Here is an 18965-nt window from a genome sequence, read left to right on the forward strand (position 1 = left end):
ACCACCTTTTTTTTAATACAAATTTTAAAACATCAATCCGTCTTCTGCATTTGTTTCAACCCTTCTTGGAAGTGGGGAAATTTTGGTGTAATACTCATCGCCAGCGCCGTATCTGCGGGTAAATACTCCACTTGGGACGCTGAAATTTCGCTTAGCTTGCGGGTATTCTTTAAGATAATTTTCCAAAAATTTCGCAAACACAGGCGCAGCTGTTCTACCGCCACCTTCTACCTTGCGCATAGGCTTGTAATCGTCGTTTCCATACCAAACAATGATTTGCAAATCAGGCGTAAATCCGCAAAACCACGCATCAATGCTGTCGTTTGAAGTGCCTGTTTTGCCCGCGATTTCGATGCCTTGCACGCGCGCTCTGGTGCCAGTTCCTCGCTGGACGATATTTTTCATCAGCGTCGTCATCAAATACGCCTGTTCTGGGCGCAAAATGCGTCTGCGCTCAGGCTCGATATAGTGCGTAGTGCCGTTATTATCGGTGATTGCGGTGATGAATTTGGACTTCGTGCTAATGCCAAGACCAGGAAACATCGAATACATAGTCGAGTATTCAAGTGGCGAAATGCCATAACTTCCGATCGCCACGGACAGCGCTGGCGGGACATTTTTAAAGCCGTATTCGTTTAGTTTGCGAATCGTGCGCTCAATGCCGATTGATTGCATTAAATTTATCGAAGCGAGGTTGCGAGAGCGTTGCAAGGCCTCTTTTATCGTGATATAGCCGCTGTATGTGCTATCGTAATTTTTCGGTTTCCAGCTTTTGTTGCTTCCATCGTCAAATTCGCGCGCGATATCAGGGACCTCTGTCATCGTCGAATACCCGCTATCTAGGGCGATTTGGTAGATAAATGGCTTGAAGCTTGACCCTGTTTGGCGTCTGCTTTGGCTAGCGCGGTTGAAATTTGACTTGGCATAATCCACGCCACCAACAAGTGCGATAATCTCGCCACTTTGTGGGTGAGTAACGATGATTGCGCCATTTACGTTGCTTGCGTTTGCGTCTTTGTTGCGTTTGAGGATCTCATTATAGCCAAAAATAAGTGCTTCTTGTGCCATTTCTTGCGCTTTTAAATCTAGGCTTGTTTCGATTTTGTATCCACCTGTGCGCACATCTGGCAAAATTTTCTCTGCCTCTTTGACGATCTCATCGACGGCGTATGGAGCTACATTTTGGGTTAGGGTTTCATCATAGACAAACGGCTCTTCTGCCATTGCGATTTCATACTCGGTTTTGTTTATCCAGCCAAGCTCGTGCATACGGTAAATTACATTGTTTGCGCGAGAAAGTGCCAAATCTAGGTGCTTGGTAGGGTCATACTGGCTAGGGGCTTTTGGCAAACCCACCAATATGGCGATTTCTTTGATACTAAGGTCGGCTAAATCCTTTTTGAAATACCCAAGCGCGGCAGTTTTGACGCCGTAATACCCGTGTCCGAAATACACTTCGTTAAAATATCTTTCTAAAATTTCCTCTTTGCTTAGGGTGTTTTCGATTTTTAGCGATAAAATCATCTCTTTGATTTTTCTATCTATCTTTTTTTCGCTAGATAAAACCAAATTTTTGACAAGTTGTTGCGTGATAGTCGAGGCTCCCTCCACAAATTTCATCGCTTTTATATCTTTTACAATCGCGCGAAAAATCGCCTCTGTATTGATACCCTGATGCTCGAAAAACGCGGTATCCTCGATAGCTACTAGGGCTTCGACCATACGGCCTGGAATTTCGTCAAATCTAGTATAAAGGCGGTTTTGTTCGTTGAAAATATTGGCAAGCAAGTTGCCGTTGCGATCGTAAATTTTGGTCGTTAGCTCCGGGTGATAATCTATAATGGAGTTCGATTCTAGGCGAATTTGCGTATAAAAATACATAAACACACCGCACCCTGCGAAAAAACAAACCGTAATAAAACTAAATAAAATTCTTACCATCTAAATACCTTTTTAAAATTTCCACATTTAAACCCATAGCGGTGCTGGTATCGCCACGAAAGCTTTGGATATATTTTTGATTAAACCCCTCGATACTCATAGCCCCTGCTTTGCCGCGCCAATCGCCACTTTTTAGATACGCTTCTAAATCTGCCTCGCTAAATTTGGCGAATTTATAACTAGCCACCAAAAGCGTGCTTATCTCAAAACCCTCGCCCACAAAAATCATCGCCGTATAAACCTCGCTAATAGCGTCAGATTGGGCGTTTAGCATAGCTCTTGCGTGGCCAATGTCCTTTGCTTTGCCTAAAATTTTGCCACCTACCAAGACCGAGCTATCGCAAAAAAGCAAATTTTTTGCATTTTTGTTTTTGGCTAAAAACTGCGATTTTTTCGCGCTTGCCACGCGGTAAGCGTATGTTTTGGCATCGGCTATGTCGCCTACATTTTCGTCAAATTCAAAGCTAATTTGCTCGAATTTTATCCCAGCCTCCCGCAAAATCTGCGCCCTTGTCGGCGAAGATGAAACCAAATAAATCAAAATCTACCCACCGCTACACAAAGATAGGTGCAAAGCACCGATACAGCGATATTTAGCGGGACAAAATATCTAGCGATGATAATCAAATGCTCGCTAGCTTCAAATTTATCGCCTGCTAAAAGCGCCTTTTTAAACGAGTAAAATTTAAAATAAACATAGCCAAAATTTATCAAAATAAACACCGCCAAAACCCACAGCGTAACGATTACAGCATTTATCATAGGATCTGCGAATTTGAAGTTGTTACCTATGCTTAGAAAAAATCCACTCACAATTATAATCAAAAAAAACGAGCCGAAAAAGAGATTAAATTTTGAAAGATAAAATTTGATTTTTTCGAAATTTGAGTTTGTGATGTTTGTTTTATCACTGAAAATTCGAATCAGCATGATAATGCAAACATGCGCGCAAATAAAGCAAATCGCCCCTAAAATGTGAATTAGGGGCAAAATTTGATCGCTTCTGGCAAAGCTCGTTTCTAATTCGTTCAACCTAGCTTACCTTTTGCAAATTCTAGTGCCCCAGCTAGCGCGCTAGAAACCATGCTAGTATCTTTTCCGCCAGCAGTAGCGAAATCATCGCGTCCGCCGCCGTTACCGCCTAAAATTTGAGCCGTCATCTTGACCCACTCGCCAGCCTTGATTGGGGCGTTTTTCGCTCCGGCTGCGACTGTGATTTTATCATTTTCGCCCACTTGCATTAGCAAAATCGCAGCCTTTTCGTTCGCGTTTTTAAACTCATCAATCATGGTTTTAATTTCGCCGTTTTCTACCACTGCTACGCAAAGCTTCACGCCTGAGATTTCTTGGCAAGGCAGGGACTTTTGATCGCCTGCGTGTTTTAATTTTTCTTTTAAGCCTTTGATTTCATCTTTTAGCTTTTTAATTCCATCTAGTGGGTTTGCACCTTTGAATTCAGCTTCAATTTCGTTAATTTGCGATCTTAAATTTAGCGTGAAATTTAGCACTTCTTGCGAACAAATCGCCTCGATTCTACGCACGCCAGCACTTACGCCACTCTCTTTTGAGATCAAAAACGCTCCGATTTCGCTTATGTTTTCGACATGGGTGCCGCCGCAAAGCTCCTTGCTTACATCGCCAAAGCTCACCACACGCACTTTCGCGCCGTATTTTTCGCCAAAAAGCGCAATCGCACCTGATTTTTTGGCCTCATCTATATCTAAAATTTCGGTTTTATTCTGTGCGCCCGCGCTAATCCAGTGATTTACGATTTGCTCGACTTTGGCGAGTTCTTCGCTACTCATCGCTTTTGGGTGCGAAAAGTCAAATCTAAGTCTGTTTGCCTCTACAAGCGATCCAGCCTGCGCGATATGATCGCCTAGCACCTCTCTTAGCGCAGCGTGAAGCAGGTGTGTCGCGCTGTGATGACGCGCTATCATCGCTCTTTTGCCAGCGCTAACCACGCATTTTACGAGATCGCCGGTTTTAAGCAGGCTTTTTACTTTGATTTGAGATAAATTTAAATCAAAGAATTTTTGCGTGTCGATAACCTCGCTTTTTTCGATAGTGCCGGTATCTGCGCACTGACCGCCACTTGTAGCGTAAAATGGCGTGATATCTAGCATTACCCAGCCAGTGTGTCCTGGCTCTAAACTATCGCAAATTTTAAAATTCTCGTCCAAAAGGGCTAAAATTCGGCTTTCAGTTTCTTGGCATGAATACCCCACAAACTCATTTTTGCCAAATTTTTCGATAAGTTGTGCGAAATCGCCTTTGGCTTGTGCTTTATCTCCTGAGCCTTTCCAACTGGCTTTGGCTCTGCGTTTTTGTTCCGCCATTAGCTCATCAAATTTAGCCTCATCGACTTTAAGATTTTTCTCTCTTAGCATATCGGCTGTGAGATCGAGCGGAAATCCATAGGTATCATAGAGCTTAAATGCGACATCGCCGGAGAAAACATTGCCTGAGGTTTTGGCTAATTCTTCGTTAAATAGCTCGATTCCGTTTGCCAAAGTGGCGAAAAATCGCTCTTCTTCGAGTTTTACTAGCTCTTTTACAGCTTCTTTTTTCTCGTTTAAATATGTGTAGTGAGAGCCCATACTAGCGCAAACATCATCGACTAACTTATACATAAATGGCTCTTTTATACCTAGCAAATATCCGTGTCTAACCGCCCTGCGTAAAATCCTTCTAAGCACATAGCCTCTGCCCTCTCTATCAAAGTTCGTGCCTTGGGCTAGCAAAAATGTAACCGAGCGGATATGATCTGCGATGACGCGGTAGCTCGCGCCAGTTTCATACTCGTATTTTTTGCCACATAGCTTTTCTACTGCGCCGATTAATGGCATAAATAGCGAGCTGTCGTAATTGCTAAATTTACCCTCTTTTATCGCTGTTACGCGCTCTAAACCCATGCCTGTGTCGATTGATGGTTTTGGAAGTGGCGAGAGTTTGCCGTCCGCGCTTCGCTCGTATTGCATAAAGACTAAATTCCAAATCTCTAAGAAACGATCGCCGTCTCCGCCCATATAATCCTCATCGCTATGGAAATGCTCGCTTCCTTGATCGTAAAAAATCTCGCTACATGGCCCGCAAGGTCCAGTATCGCCCATAGCCCAGAAATTATCGTGATCGCCGAAGCGATAAATTCGCTCTTTTGCGATATGGCGCGACCAAATTTCAAACGCCTCATCATCGCTATCATGGACGGTAACATAAAGTTTTTCTTTTGGGAGTTTTAAAATTTCGGTTACAAACTCCCATGCGTAGGCTATCGCGTCTGTTTTGAAATACTCGCCGAAACTGAAATTTCCAAGCATTTCAAAAAATGTGTGGTGGCGCGCTGTGTAGCCGACATTATCAAGGTCGTTGTGTTTGCCGCCTGCTCTAATGCAGGTTTGGCAACTCGTGCGAATCGGTGGAGTTGGGCGTGGTACCGCACCTGTAAAAATGCTTTTAAACGGCACCATACCGGCATTTGTGAATAATAAACTATCATCATCTGGCACAAGCGGTGAGCTTGGCATAACCTCGTGTCCTTTTGACGCAAAAAAGTCTAAATAAGCTTTTCTAATATCCATTAACTATCCTAAATTTAGTAAAATTTAGTGCCCATTTTAGCAAATTTTGATTTTAAGAAATATAAATTTTTACTCTTATTCGTTATAATGAAAAATATGCAAAATTTACAGGATTAATTAATGAAGAAAAAAATAGCCATAATAGGCTTAGGGGAGCTTGGCGCAAAACATTTCAAAGAGCTTAGAAGAAGCGATTATTTCGATTTGGTCGCGCTTTATGACAAAGAAAAAACCGAGGATTTTGGCCCTAGATATCCACTTTATAATGATTTAGCTAAAATGTTCGAAAGTGCCAAACCAGACGCTGTGGTCATCGCTACACCGCCTGCGACGCACAAAGAAATCATTTTAAAATGCATACCTTTTACCAAAAATATCTTTGTAGAATCCCCGCTCGCTGGGAATTTAGCTGAGGCTAGGGAGATAAATTACTCTATTTCGATTAATGGCGCGAAGCTTGGCGTGGGATATGCTGGGCGCTATAATCCTGTCATAATCTCGCTGTGTAGGGAGCTGGCTAAGGACGAGAAAATTTATTCGATAAATTTCGTAGATGGATTTAGCTCTGAGAGTGCGAATTGCTTACAAAATGCGCTGATTAGGGATTTGGATTTGATTGCCCTGCTTAGCAAATCTGAAATTTCATCACAAAATATCTGCAAAAATGGCGATTCTAATGGCATTGGCGTCGCATTTCGCACAAAGTCAATGAGTAATTGCACGATTTTGCTATCAAATTTATACCCGCTCAAACGCCACGGCGTGGAGATTTGCACAAATTCTGGCGTTTATTTTGGTGATTTAGAATCGCTAAATTTATTCAAGGTTACAAACGACGGACGGATAAATCAGCGCGTCGATCGCGATGATTACGCGCTTAGATACCAGCACAAAGCGTTTTTAAATTTAATCGAAAATTCTAAATTCGAGGGGATTGCGACCCCTGATGAAGCAATCAAACTAAGAGAGTTAATCTCGTGAAAAAAGCCTTAATTCTCCTAAATATGGGCGGTCCAAATAGCCTAGACGAGGTTAGTGTATTTTTAAAAAATATGTTTTGCGATCCAAATATTTTGGGTGTTAAAAACAATATTTTGCGCAAAATTTTAGCTAGTTTGATTACCAAAATGCGCGCCAAAGAAGCGTGCCAAAACTACGAAAAACTTGGCGGAAAGTCCCCTATCGCCGGGCTTACAAAGCGACTTTGCGATAAGATAAATTTATACCAAAATGAGTTTGTTTGCGATTTTGCTATGAATTACACTGCCCCTTTTACTCGTGATGTTTTGGCAAAATATGCGAAATTTGATGAAATTTTACTTTTTCCACTTTATCCGCATTTTTCGCAAACGACGGTGAAATCGAGCATTGACGACGCTAAAAAAGCCCTAGTGGATTTAGAAATTTCAAATTTTAAAATAGTTGATATTTTTTATAAAAGCGAAATTTACAACCAAATTCTGCTAAATTTAATCAAAGAAAAAATTAAAAATTTAAGCGTTGATGAAATTTCGCGCACAAGCTTAGTTTTCTCGGCTCACTCACTGCCTGTAAAAATCATCGCCGCTGGCGATCCTTACGAGGCGCAGGTTAATGAGCATGTCAAAATTCTAAGTGAAATTTTGCAAAAATCTGGCATAAAATTTAAAGATATTTCGCTCGCCTATCAATCCCGCCTAGGCCCCGTAAAATGGCTAGAACCAAACCTAAACGAGCATTTGGCAAATTTGCAAAATGAGCGCGCGCTGATTTTTCCGATTTCGTTTTGTATAGATAATTCTGAGACGAAATTTGAGCTTGATATGTATTTTAGAAATGTGGCAAAAGAGCTTAAATTTAGCTATTTTGAGGTTTGCGAGTGTCCGAATTTCGGCGAAGAGTTTGCCTCATTTATCATAACTCACGCCCAAAAAACCCAGGGCTAAATTTAGCCCCAGATTATAGCTTATTACAGCCTTCCTTGCGCGCCTTCGTAGATATTTTTCACATCATATACTAGTGAGCCAGAGTAGTCGAATTCTTTAAATTGATTGTGCGCCACAGCGATTACAACGCAGTCGAAATCGCCTAAATTTGGCTTTTCGATTAGCTCGATATCGTAGTAGCGTTTCGCGTCGTCCTTGCTCGCCCATGGATCATACACACTGACCGCGCAACCGAAATTTTTAAGCTCGTCAATCATATCAATAACGCGCGTATTGCGTATATCTGGGCAGTTTTCTTTAAAGGTAAGACCTAAAATCAAAATTTTGCTATGTTTGATTTTTTTGTCAAATTTTATCATCATCTGCACGACCTGCGTGGCGACATATTTGCCCATATTGTCGTTGATACGGCGACTTGCGAGTATGATTTGCGGGTGATAGCCTACCTCTGTGGCTTTTTGGGCTAGGTAGTATGGATCTATGCCGATACAATGCCCTCCCACAAGCCCTGGGCGGAAGCTTAGGAAATTCCATTTCGTCGCGGCTGCGTCGATGACATCATTGGTATCGATTCCTAGTTTGTTAAACAAAATCGCAAGCTCGTTGATAAAGCCGATATTTATGTCGCGCTGTGTATTTTCGATGACTTTGGCAGCTTCTGCTACCTTGATACTTTTGGCGCGAAAAGTGCCGTTTTCTAGGATAGAAGAGTATGTTTCATCGACGATATCGAGGGTGTGCTCATTGCTACCTGAGACGATTTTTTTGATTTTTGTTACAGTGTGAATTTTATCGCCCGGATTTATGCGCTCTGGCGAGTATCCGCAGAAAAAATCCTCGTTAAATTTAAGCCCGCTAGTGCGCTCTAAAACAGGCACGCAGTCCTCCTCAGTAGCCCCAGGATAGACCGTGCTTTCATACACTACGATATCGCCCTTTTTAAGCACCGAGCCCACACTCTGGCTAGCTTTGATTAGTGGCGTGATATCTGGGCGGTTGAATTTATCCACAGGCGTTGGGACGCAAACAACATAAAAGTTGCAATCTTTTAAATCATTTATATCGCAGGTAAATTTAAGCCCGTTTTTTAGCGCAGTGGCAAGTTTGTCATCTTCTAATTCTAGGGTCTTATCATGGCCCCCGTTTAGCTCGTCTATGCGAGATTTCATTATATCAAAGCCCACTACGCTGTGTTTTGCGCTAAATGCCGCTGCTAGGGGAAGCCCCACATAACCAAGTCCGATAATTCCTATTTTCATCGCTTATCCTTTAATCTTTGATTTCATTTAAATCTTTAATATCTACATGATTTATCTTGTCGCTATCGCCACTAGGGGTTAAAAATCCTTTTTCGACTAGCAAATCAACTATGCTTTTAAACACAGGTAAGGCGTTTTGCGCCGCGTAATAACTGCCTTTTTTAGGCTCTCTAACCAGCACGCCTATGGTGTAGCTAGTGTGAGCGTCGTTCGCAAAACCAAAAAACGAGCTATTATACGCGCTAGAATATCCGCCGCCTTTGGCAATCCTAGCAGTGCCTGTTTTGCCCCCTACTTCGATACCGCTCGTGCGCCCCTTGCGCCCTGTGCCGCCCTCTACTACCTTGATTAAAATTTGTCGCATAACATCTGCTGTTTGCGGGCTTAGCACGGTGCGTGTTTCGCTCTCATTTACAGGGTAAATTTTACCGTTCATTTCTAAATTTTCGACCAGCCTTGGACTAATCCAAACTCCGCCGTTATTAAAAACTCCATACGCGCTCAACATCTGCAAAAATGTCATCTGCGCGCCATAACCATAGCTAATCGTAGCCTTATAAACCTTGCCTTCCAAGCTTCGCACGCTAGGGATATTTCCAATCTGCTCGTAAGGCAAATCAATACCGGTTTTTTGCGCCATACCGAAATTTAAAAGCCCGTCATAAATCATCTGCCCACTCATGCGTTCTGCGATTTTAATCATACCGATATTTGATGAATGCACGATGATTTCTTCGCCACTCATTGACTTTGCTGGGTGAGTGTCGCGGATAGTGCGCGAACCTAGCTTGTATGCGCCATTATGGGTGTTTATAATCTCGGTTGGTTTGACTAAATTTCCCTCATAAGCGATTGAGAAAATTATCGGCTTCATAATCGAGCCGACCTCGTAAGCATACTCGCTAGCGGTCGAATTTAGATTTTTCACATCTTGTTTTGTGATATTTTCGGGATTATACCTAGCGTTTGTGGCAAGAGAGAGAATTTTGCCTGTTTTTGAGTTCATTATGCCTACGACTATCTCTTTGGCATCGTAAGCTAAGCTCGCTTTATCAATTAGCCTTTCAACATCTCTTTGTAGCGCCAAAGGCACGCTTAAATGGACATTATATCCGTCGATTTTGTTTGTTTTTTTGGTGCTTTTTTCTAGAATAATATTGCCTTTTAGATCCCTTGGGCCCGTGATAAACTCATCTTTTAGTGGGGTTAGATAATACTCATAGTATTTCTCCACGCCCTTAATGCCGACTACTTTGGTAATCCCTGAAACCTCTTTTTTGTTGATATAGCCTAAAAGCGGGGTTAGGGAGTTTTGGATATTGTAAGTGCGCTTTTCGCCACTTTCGCTTACGCTCATACGCACTGGCGGATTTACACGCCCGCTAGCTGTCTCAAAGGCTACGAAAAATTTCTTTAAATTTAGCTTGTAGGCTAACTCTTTTAAATGCACGGCTGTTTTGGCGTCGATTTTGTATGATAAAACCGTGGTGCCCTTTGAGCTTTGGATTGTTTTTTTGACCCGTTTTTCGCTATCGCCTGTGTAAATGCAGTAGAGTTTGACAAACAAATCGAGCTTGTGTGGATCAAGAGAGCGAGAGTCTATGCTGACCTTGTAGAGTTTGGTCGAGTTTGAGACGACATATTTGTCTTTGGTGATGATTGAGCCTCTGATTGCGCTGTTTGTTTCGTTTATGTCAAGGCGTGGAAGCCTGCGATCGCTACTAGCTGAGTAAAACATCATCCACACAAACACGCACATTAGTAGCCCCAGCACAGCCGCAAGCACGCAAATACCGATATTTGAGTTTTTATCCCGTAAAATCATATCAACTTTTCTAAATCTTTAAATTTTTCAAATCCGCTTGGCAAGTTTTGCAAAATTTGAAATTTGGCTAAAAATTCGCCCCTTGGCATATCTTGCGCCCCCATAAAGCGCAAATGCTCGTTCATAATCTGACAATCAATCAAAAAGTCAAATTTTTCCAAAACCCTACAAAGCGTGATTAAAGCGACCTTCGACGCGCCTGTTTTTAGGCTGAGCATACTCTCGCCACAAAACACCTTGCCCAAAATCAGCCCGTATAATCCGCCAATTAAAACGCCTTCTTCATAGACTTCCACGCTGTGAGCGACGCCTAAATTTGCTAAATTTACATACGCCTCTACAATCTCATCGCTAATCCAAGTCCCATCATCTGAGTTTTGGCGGGTTTGTTTGCAAAGGGTGATAAATCCAGCAAAATTTTGGTCGAATTTTACTTCATATCGTTTTAAATATGGCTTTATCGACTTTTGGGTGCGCACAGCCTTTGGCTCTAAAATCGCGCGCGGGTTTGGCGACCACCATAAAATCGGCTCTGTCTCGCAAAACCACGGGAAAATCCCCTGCGTGTATGCGCTTAGCAAACACTCTGCGCTCAAATCTCCCCCGCTAGCTAACGGGGCGAAATCTGGCGCGGTTTTTGGGTTTGGGAATGCGTAGAATTTCGACATTTTTATTTTATGACCGTAGCGTTTTGGGGTTCGTCTGGACTTTTGGTTAAACCGCCGTTCTCATCTGCGCTAATTTGGGCAGTATTTGATACCTTCGCATCTAGCATTGGCACACTTTCGAAGTCAAATTTAAGCTTTTCATCAGCGAAATCCACAAAAACCCTACCGCCATTTTGCAACGCTCCAAATAAAATTTCCGAGCTAATCTCATCTGAGATTTGCAACTGCACCTCTCGTTTGAGATTTCTTGCGCCAAATTCTGCGCTATAACCTTTTTTTATCAAATACTCTTTTGCGCCTTTGCTTAGCGAAATTTCGATATTTTTGAGCCCTGATTGTATTTCGCGCACTGTTTTATCGACGATTTTTTCTAAAATTTCGCCTTTTAGTGGGTTGAAATTTATGATTTTATCTATGCGATTGCGAAATTCAGGGGCAAAAAAGCTCTTCACAGCGTTGTCGATTTTATAGCTTTCATCTTTGGTAAAGCCCACTTGTGGCGCTTCTTTGGTGCCTAAATTCGAGGTCATAATGATAATGGTGTTTTTAAAATCGCTACTCGTGCCGTTTGTGTCAGTTAGCACGCCATTATCAAAAATACCCAAAAATATATTTGTCATGCTAGGGTGAGCCTTTTCGATCTCGTCGAAAAGCACGACGCTGTAAGGGTGTTTTTTGATCTGATTTGTCAAAATTCCGCCGTTTTCAAACCCCACATATCCCGGAGGCGCGCCGATTAGGCGGCTCACGCTGTGAGCTTCCATATACTCGCTCATATCAAATCGCTCGAAATTTACACCTAAATTTTTAGCCAAAACCTTGGCTAGCTCGCTTTTGCCCACGCCTGAGCTTCCTGTGAATAAAAACACGCCAATTGGCGAATTTTCGTGCCTAAGTCCCGCATAAGAGCGCAAAAGTGCCTTGCTTAGGCTAGAAACCGCTTCGTCTTGACCGAAAATTTCTCTTTTGATATTTTCCTCTAAATTTCGCAAAGTCTCTTTATTATCGACGCTCTGGCTTAAATTTGCGATATTTGCGCTAGCACTTAGCACATTTACCAAATCCTCTTTGCTGACATTTATCGCCTCGCTATGCTCCTTAAATGCGTAGCTCGCGCCCACTTCGTCAATCAAATCAATCGCACTATCTGGCAAAAATTTGTCGCTTTCGTAGCGTTTGGCTAAATTCACAGCCTCGCGCAAAATTTCATCGCTAAATTTGACATTGTGAAATTCCTCGTATTTTTTCACAATTCCTTTTAAAATTTCCACGCTATCTTCGATACTAGGCTCGTTTATGTCGATTTTGCATAGCCTTCTAGCAAGCGCTTTGTCTTTGCTTAGATTGCGAAATTCAGCGTAAGTCGTGGCGCCAATTAGGCTAAGCGTGCCGTTTGCAAGGCCCGGTTTTAGCAGATTTGACATATCCAAATCCTCGCGCGATCCTGCACCTGCACCCGCAATCGTGTGAATTTCATCGATGAAAAGTATAGCTTTACCATTTTTGCTAAATTCATCGATTACATTTTTTAATCTCTCCTCAAACTCGCCTCTTAGCGTCGTCCCAGCCACGAGCGCGCCCATATCAAGGGCGTAAATCGTCTTTCCAGCTAGCTTTGCTGGAACCTCGCCATTTGCGATTTTTAGCGCGATTCCCTCGATTATAGCCGTCTTTCCCACGCCTGCTTCGCCCACAAGGACTGGATTGTTTTTTTTGCGGCGGCAAAGGGTTTGCAAGGTCTTTTCGATCTCTTTTTCGCGCCCGATTAGCGGGTCGATTTTGCCACTTTTTGCCATTTCGTTTAAATTCGTCGTATATAGCTCGCTAGCTGGCTTTTTTTTCTTTTTGCTCTCGTCATCTTCGCCTAAAAAATCGTTAAAAAGCCCCTCGTCCATCTCGCCATTTTCGCCGTTTTGCGCCATATCGCGGTTATCAAACCACTGCAAATATCGATCTCTAAATTTATCAAAATCGTAAGAATTTATCCCGTAAAATTCAAAAATTTTAGCCGCGTCTGTATCCTTGCTAGCAAGGACATAAGATATAAAATCTAGCTCGTTTTCGTTGTCAATGCTTTCCTCGAAAAGCCCCATAATGCGCGCCAAATCGGTTGTCGCTGCGACCTTGGTGCGGTTTTTTTCATCTGATTTTGGCATTGAAGCAATTAGTTCGCCAATGCTGGTTTTGAAATTTTCATACTCAAAATTTGAAAACTCGTTTTCAAAAAAATTTCTAAAATTTTTATCTGAGAAAATTTCATATATCACGCTTGCTATGCTAACATACTCAAACCCGCCTTTTACGGCGTTTCGCACAGCGTTATCAATATCTTTTTGTAAATAAAATCCTATCATTTATCCTCCTCTATAATGCATTTTAGCGGGAAGCCCTCTCTCGCAGCTGCCTCTAAAACGGCTTCTTGCTTGCTTTTGGCGATCTCTTTGGCATACACCCCACAAATCCCGCGCCCGTTTTTATGGACATTTAGCATGATTTTGACTGCGTTTTGCGTGGTGTGAGTGAAAATTTCGATTAAAATTATCACCACAAAATCCATTGGCGTAACATCGTCATTTAGTAGCACCACGCGATACGGCGAGGGTTTGAAGGTCTTGACTCGCACCTTTGTGCTGGTTTTAGTTGCCATTTTTTATCCTAAGCATATCTTTTTCTATCACCTTAGTAGAGACCATACCCAAATAATACGGCTTTCCGCGCTCGTCGCCCTCGTTTATGTCGGTTAGTGTCTGATACTCACCGTCCTTAAAAACCACCTTAAATGGGATTGAAAGTGCGTGGCGGTAGTTGATATCGGTTAAAATTTGCTCCACGATACGGGAATTTTGCTTGTCGTTTGCTATGAAATAATACGCATTGTATTTTTTGGTGAAATTCTCCACGACCTGCGCGTCTGTGATATCCTCAAAATGTATAAGACCTACCATCATAAAATCATCTGCGTTTTTTAGCTGATAGTCCATTAGATGCGGAGCCTCGATTTTGCACGGCTCGCAGTATGTCCCAAAGATATCAAACATCAAAATTTTATCGCTTCCAGCTAATTTAAAGCCTTTGTTTGTGCGCTCGATCACCACTTCGCCACCCACGACGCTTTTTAAGCTAAATTTTTCGCCCACGCTAAATGGGGTAAATTTCGCCGCCGCTTCGCTATTTTGCGCATTTTGCGCACTTTCATCATTACAACCACAAAGAAGCAATCCAGCAAAAATCAGCGTTAAAATTTTTCTCATTATTTCTCCTTTTTATTTAAAATTTTTCATCGCACTTCTAGCCTCCCTGTCGGCTTCCTTGCGTTTTAGCGCCTCTCTTTTATCATGCAGGTTTTTGCCACGCGCTAGTGCTACCCTAGCCTTGACGCGATTTTTGTCGTTTAGATACAGCGAGGTAACGACCAGCGTAAGGCCGTCCTTGCTGACATGACCTAGAAGTTTGTCGATTTGCTTTTTGTGCATTAAAAGCTTCCTTGGGGCCTTTTCGTCTGGGCGAAAATGCGGGTTAGTGTGCTCCAAATAGCTTATATGCGCCCCTAGCAAAAACAACTCGCCTCTTATTATGCGACAAAAGCTATCTTTGAGATTTGCCCTGCCAGCGCGCAAGGATTTGACCTCGCTACCCTTTAAAACCACGCCAGCTTCGAAATTTTCTAAAATTTCGAAGTCGTGGAAGGCTTTTCTGTTTTTTGTAAGTTCTTTTATCATTTTTCTACCTTAAATCTACCTTGAAGCACGAACTGCCACTTCCGCTTAAAAACTCGCCCTTTTCTAGGCGCAAATCTGGATAAAGTGCGCGCGCTGGGGCTAGCAAATCATTTAGGCTATCAGCGTCAAAATTACTTAAAATTTCGCTTGATTTTAGCTTTAAAAGCTTGTTAGCTAGGCCTAAATCAATTTTATTAAAATGATTTTTTCTAAATTCCCTATACACTGCGCCAGTATCGCAAAATATCTCTTTTAAACAGAGCTTTAAATTTGGAATTTCATCGTCAAATTCCTCGATTATTTCGCCTTTGCCACTCACATTTGCGCTTTTTTCGCCACTTAAAAAAAAGCAAATATCGCTTCCGAGCGAATTTGCAATTTGCATTAAATTTGGCTTTGAAATTCCCAAATTTAGCTCATCGTTTATCATTTTTAAAAACACAGCGCAGTTGCTACTACCGCCACCCAATCCACCGCCTGCTGGAATTTGTTTGTAAAGTTTTACATAAAATTTTGCAAAAAATTCATCGAGCTCATTTTTGTAACCACTCTCGCACAGCCGCTCGTATGCGCTTTGGATTATGTTTTTACCGGCGATTTCTTTGTTGCACTCTATGCAAAATCCGCCCCGCTCGCCCCGCTCAAAGCTAATCTCGTCATAAAGCTCATGGCATAGCACGAAACGAGAGGCGATATCGTGAAATGCGCCGTTTGCGCCAGTAATTTTCAAAAAAACATTTATTTTAGCAAAACTTTTCAAATCTTTATCCTATTCCATAAATATTTTACTTCACTATCGCAAATTTCGATTATTGCGTGAAATTCGCCCAAATTTATCAAATATTCGCCACTGTTTTGAAATTTAAAATTTTGCGCGCGAAGTTTTTTGCCGAGCAAAATTTCATTTTTATCGCCATTATAAAAATTTTCTTTTAAATTTAGATAATCTTTGGGATTTATACTCGCTTCGTCATCAAATTTGGCATTTTCTAGGCTAAATTCGCCCTCGCTTACTCGGCAAAGTGCGCTTAGTGTCCCGCACATGCCTAGCTTTTCGCATAAAAGTTTGCCGTATGAGCGGATATATCCGCCCTCACTAACTGAAATTTTAAAGCTCAAAAACGGGTGGCGATAGCTTAGGATTTCGCACTCATACACGCTCATAACCTGCTCTTTAAGCGCTACTTCCTCGCCTTTTCTAGCTAGTTCATACGCACGCACGCCATCGATTTTTTTGGCGCTAAATTTTGGTGGCGTGTATCGCACAAGCCCAAGCAAGCTATCCCTTGCGCCCAAAATTTGCTCCATGCTAAGCTTTGGCACATTTTCTACGCTATAAATATTTTCGTTATCGCCACTTTCGCTACTAGCGCCAAACCACAGCGTGGCGATATAGATTTTTGGGGCCTTACGCAAAAAGCGAAAAAACCGCGTGTATTCGCCAAAGCCAATGACCAAAGCCCCGCTAGCAAAGGGATCTAGCGTGCCAGAAAATCCGGCTTTTTTCACGCCGTATTTGCGCTTCAAGCGTCCTAAAAACTGATTTGATGAAATTCCGGCAGGTTTGTTTGCTAAAAAAAGTCTATTCATACTAGTTTTTGCACGAAATTTTTCATTATCATGCGCTCGATTCCGCCGAAATTTATGGTAAGTTTGTCGCCATTTACTGCGCTTACCTTCCCCATACCAAAGAGTTTGTGGGTGATTAAATCACCCTTTTTAAACTCGCCGTCATTTTGTGGGCTAAGTGGAGTATCGATTAGCCCTGCTTCGCCTAAAAATCGCGATTTGGATAAATAGTCCCGTTTCCCGCGATAAAAGCGCGAGTTTGCAAAACTAAGCGTTAGCTCTTTTTTCGCCCTAGTTATAGCTACATACGCTAGCCTGCGCTCCTCTTCTAAATCTGTCGTGTCGCTGATGATTGGGAAAAACCCCTCTTCAAGCCCGATGACAAAAAGGTGCGAAAACTCCAAACCCTTGCTAGCATGCACGCTCATGATATTTATCGCCTCTGCGCTGATATTATCTTGATCGCTAAGAAGTGCCAAATCGTTTAAAAACTCGCCCAAATCAAAATTTGGCTTATTTATGGCTTCATCTTTTAGCATAGCGCAAAATTCGTTGATATTAGCCAATCTATCATCGCCCTCTGGCATGCCCTCGTAGTATTCTTTTAGCTCAAATTTATCCAGCACTCCGTCGATTTTTTTCTCCACGCTCTGCTCGTGCGAAAGTTCGTTTATGTGGAGTTTGAGCTTTTCTAGGGCCTCTTTTGACTTTGCGCTTAGATTTGCACCCTGATCCGAAAACGCATCAAACAAGCTTAAATGCTTCCTAACTCCGATTTCATCGAGCCTTGCAAGGCTAACCTTGCCAACGCCCCTTTTTGGGACATTTATAATGCGACGCATTGAAAAATCGTCGTTTTCGTTGATGATTAGGCGCAGGTATGCGATGATGTCTTTGATCTCGGCTCTTTCGTAAAATTTCACGCCGCCGACTATGCGATATGCGATTTTCGCACGGTTTAGCCCCTCTTCGAGTGCGCGCGAAAGAGCATTTACGCGGTAAAGCACGGCGATTTGGGCTGGGTGGATACCTGAGTTTATGAGCTCTTTGATTTTTGCCGCTACCTGCGCGCTTTCGTCGCTTTCGTTTTCGCAGTGTAGGATTTTGACATCTTCGCCCTTGCCAAATGTGCTTTTTAAATTTTTGCCAAGGCGATTTTTATTATGCGAGATTAGCTCGTTTGCAGCGAAGAGAATTTGGCTAGTCGAGCGGTAATTTTCCTCTAATTTCACATATTTTACATTTTCAAATTGATCGCGAAATTTTAGGATATTTTCCACCCTAGCCCCACGCCAGCTATAAATGCTCTGATCATCATCGCCCACGACGGTTAAATTTTGGTGCGCTTTGCAAAGCTTTTGTAGTAGTTTAAACTGAATTTCGTTCGTGTCTTGATACTCATCGACGGTTATGTAGGTGTATTGGCGCGAAACTTCATCGCAAAGTGCCTCGTTTGCGTCTAAAATTTTATAAGGAAGCACGAGCAAATCATCAAAATCGACTAAATTATTGCTTAGCAAATACTCCTCGTATCTGGTGTAAGCTTCTAGCATTTTGGCGTAAAATCCCTCGTTTGCCTGCTTGATATCATCGCTTAGCGAGGCGATATTGTTTTTAAGCTCATCTGGGCCAATTAGGGCGTTTTTGTATTTTGAAATCTCATTTGCCATGGTGCTTATTTGCAAATTTATCTCAAACGATTTTAGGATTTTTTTCTTATCGTATGTGTCTATGACGGCGAAATTTGGCTTACGGCCAAGCTCGCTAATGTAAAATTTCAAAAATAAAAGTCCAAATTTATGAAATGTGCATAGTAGTGGCACACCCACTTCAAGCCCTAAATTTGCGATTAGATTAAGCGCGCGAGAGCGCATTTCGCTAGCTGCTTTATTTGTGAAAGTTAGCGTGAGCGTGTTTTGCGCTGGCACGCCGTTTGCTAGCAGGTAAGCTAGGCGCGCGGTGATTGTTTTAGTTTTGCCACTACCTGCGCCCGCTAAAATCAGCATAGCCCCGTCTATGTGCAGTGCTGCCCTGCGCTGAGCCTCGTTTAATTCGTCTAAAAATTTCATATCTTTCCTATCTAGCAAAAATTCTGCGAGATCTCTCTTTTTTGATCCACTCGCTATCAATTTTGGCTAAATTTACAGCCACTGGGGTATTATTTTGAACTAGCTCCATTATCCCATATAGCGGGATTGATACGACCGCTGCGAAATCCTCGCTACCAAAACCAGCTTCAAATTTCAAATCGTCCTTTTGGATATGCGCGCTTGAAAGCGTGTAGTTTTCTAGCTCGAAGAAAATCACAGGTTTTTTGATAAAGCCTGCACTTACCTCGCTAGGAAGTTCAGGGTCGAATTTCACCTCGCTTGTGCGCGCTACCACGCCAAAACTCTCGCCAAGCTCGAAAAAAAGCTCCAAAATTTCCTTTATATGCGCAATCTCTTTTTGTATGAATTTTTCGTTTTCTAAAATCAT

General features: G+C 42.3%; 17 protein-coding genes. 2 read left to right on the top strand and 15 right to left on the bottom strand.

Features of this window, described 5'->3' with window-relative positions; translation table 11 throughout:
* Positions 1-24: 24 nt before the first annotated feature.
* Genes OFN73_RS00245 through alaS form a run of 4 tightly spaced genes read right to left on the bottom strand, consistent with a single transcriptional unit; the run spans position 25 to position 5522 of the window.
* Positions 25-1941 (bottom strand): transglycosylase domain-containing protein, encoded by a 1917-nt coding sequence (locus OFN73_RS00245; protein ID WP_270861714.1) that lies wholly within the window; start codon positions 1939-1941, stop codon positions 25-27.
* The gene (maf, locus tag OFN73_RS00250; protein ID WP_270861715.1) at positions 1922-2482 is read right to left on the bottom strand and encodes a septum formation inhibitor Maf; all 561 of its coding nucleotides are present in this window, start codon (positions 2480-2482) and stop codon (positions 1922-1924) included. Before maf ends, OFN73_RS00245 begins: the two co-directional genes overlap by 20 nt.
* Positions 2479-2973 carry a hypothetical protein gene (locus OFN73_RS00255; RefSeq protein ID WP_270861716.1) on the bottom strand — a complete coding sequence of 165 codons (495 nt, stop codon included), beginning with the start codon at positions 2971-2973 and terminating at the stop codon, positions 2479-2481. Before OFN73_RS00255 ends, maf begins: the two co-directional genes overlap by 4 nt.
* Positions 2970-5522, bottom strand: a complete 2553-nt coding sequence (gene alaS / locus OFN73_RS00260; RefSeq protein ID WP_270858887.1) for an alanine--tRNA ligase — start codon at positions 5520-5522, stop codon at positions 2970-2972. The genes OFN73_RS00255 and alaS overlap by 4 nt, the downstream gene beginning before the upstream one ends.
* 120 nt (positions 5523-5642) lie before the next feature.
* Between alaS and OFN73_RS00265 the strand changes: the two genes are divergently transcribed.
* On the top strand, positions 5643-6503 hold the full coding sequence (locus tag OFN73_RS00265; protein WP_270861717.1) for a Gfo/Idh/MocA family protein: 861 nt from the start codon (positions 5643-5645) through the stop codon (positions 6501-6503).
* A complete protein-coding gene (gene hemH, locus OFN73_RS00270; RefSeq protein WP_270861718.1) occupies positions 6500-7447 on the top strand; it encodes a ferrochelatase in 948 nt (315 codons plus the stop codon). Before OFN73_RS00265 ends, hemH begins: the two co-directional genes overlap by 4 nt.
* Before the next feature lie 23 nt (positions 7448-7470).
* Here the strand turns inward: hemH and OFN73_RS00275 are convergent, their stop codons facing one another.
* Genes OFN73_RS00275 through OFN73_RS00325 form a run of 11 tightly spaced genes read right to left on the bottom strand, consistent with a single transcriptional unit; the run spans position 7471 to position 18965 of the window.
* The gene (locus OFN73_RS00275; protein ID WP_270861719.1) at positions 7471-8706 is read right to left on the bottom strand and encodes a nucleotide sugar dehydrogenase; all 1236 of its coding nucleotides are present in this window, start codon (positions 8704-8706) and stop codon (positions 7471-7473) included.
* Between the two features lie 10 nt (positions 8707-8716).
* Positions 8717-10531 carry a peptidoglycan D,D-transpeptidase FtsI family protein gene (locus OFN73_RS00280; protein ID WP_270861720.1) on the bottom strand — a complete coding sequence of 605 codons (1815 nt, stop codon included), beginning with the start codon at positions 10529-10531 and terminating at the stop codon, positions 8717-8719.
* A complete protein-coding gene (gene aat, locus OFN73_RS00285; RefSeq protein WP_270861721.1) occupies positions 10528-11199 on the bottom strand; it encodes a leucyl/phenylalanyl-tRNA--protein transferase in 672 nt (223 codons plus the stop codon). Before aat ends, OFN73_RS00280 begins: the two co-directional genes overlap by 4 nt.
* Before the next feature lie 2 nt (positions 11200-11201).
* Entirely contained in the window at positions 11202-13553 is a 2352-nt protein-coding gene (locus OFN73_RS00290) for an AAA family ATPase (protein WP_270861722.1), read from the bottom strand.
* Positions 13550-13846, bottom strand: coding sequence for an ATP-dependent Clp protease adaptor ClpS (locus OFN73_RS00295; protein ID WP_270861723.1), 297 nt, complete (start codon positions 13844-13846; stop codon positions 13550-13552). Before OFN73_RS00295 ends, OFN73_RS00290 begins: the two co-directional genes overlap by 4 nt.
* The gene (locus tag OFN73_RS00300) at positions 13836-14450 is read right to left on the bottom strand and encodes a TlpA family protein disulfide reductase (RefSeq protein ID WP_270861724.1); all 615 of its coding nucleotides are present in this window, start codon (positions 14448-14450) and stop codon (positions 13836-13838) included. The genes OFN73_RS00295 and OFN73_RS00300 overlap by 11 nt, the downstream gene beginning before the upstream one ends.
* 12 nt (positions 14451-14462) lie before the next feature.
* Positions 14463-14918 carry an SsrA-binding protein SmpB gene (gene smpB, locus OFN73_RS00305; RefSeq protein ID WP_270861725.1) on the bottom strand — a complete coding sequence of 152 codons (456 nt, stop codon included), beginning with the start codon at positions 14916-14918 and terminating at the stop codon, positions 14463-14465.
* Positions 14919-14922: 4 nt separating this feature from the next.
* On the bottom strand, positions 14923-15678 hold the full coding sequence (locus OFN73_RS00310; RefSeq protein ID WP_270861726.1) for a 4-(cytidine 5'-diphospho)-2-C-methyl-D-erythritol kinase: 756 nt from the start codon (positions 15676-15678) through the stop codon (positions 14923-14925).
* A complete protein-coding gene (gene truB, locus OFN73_RS00315; protein ID WP_270861727.1) occupies positions 15675-16508 on the bottom strand; it encodes a tRNA pseudouridine(55) synthase TruB in 834 nt (277 codons plus the stop codon). The genes OFN73_RS00310 and truB overlap by 4 nt, the downstream gene beginning before the upstream one ends.
* A complete protein-coding gene (locus OFN73_RS00320; RefSeq protein ID WP_270861728.1) occupies positions 16505-18556 on the bottom strand; it encodes an ATP-dependent helicase in 2052 nt (683 codons plus the stop codon). Before OFN73_RS00320 ends, truB begins: the two co-directional genes overlap by 4 nt.
* Positions 18557-18563: 7 nt before the next feature.
* A complete protein-coding gene (locus OFN73_RS00325; protein ID WP_270861729.1) occupies positions 18564-18965 on the bottom strand; it encodes a hypothetical protein in 402 nt (133 codons plus the stop codon).

The organism is Campylobacter sp. JMF_14 EL1 (assembly GCF_027737585.1).
Lineage (GTDB): Bacteria > Campylobacterota > Campylobacteria > Campylobacterales > Campylobacteraceae > Campylobacter_B.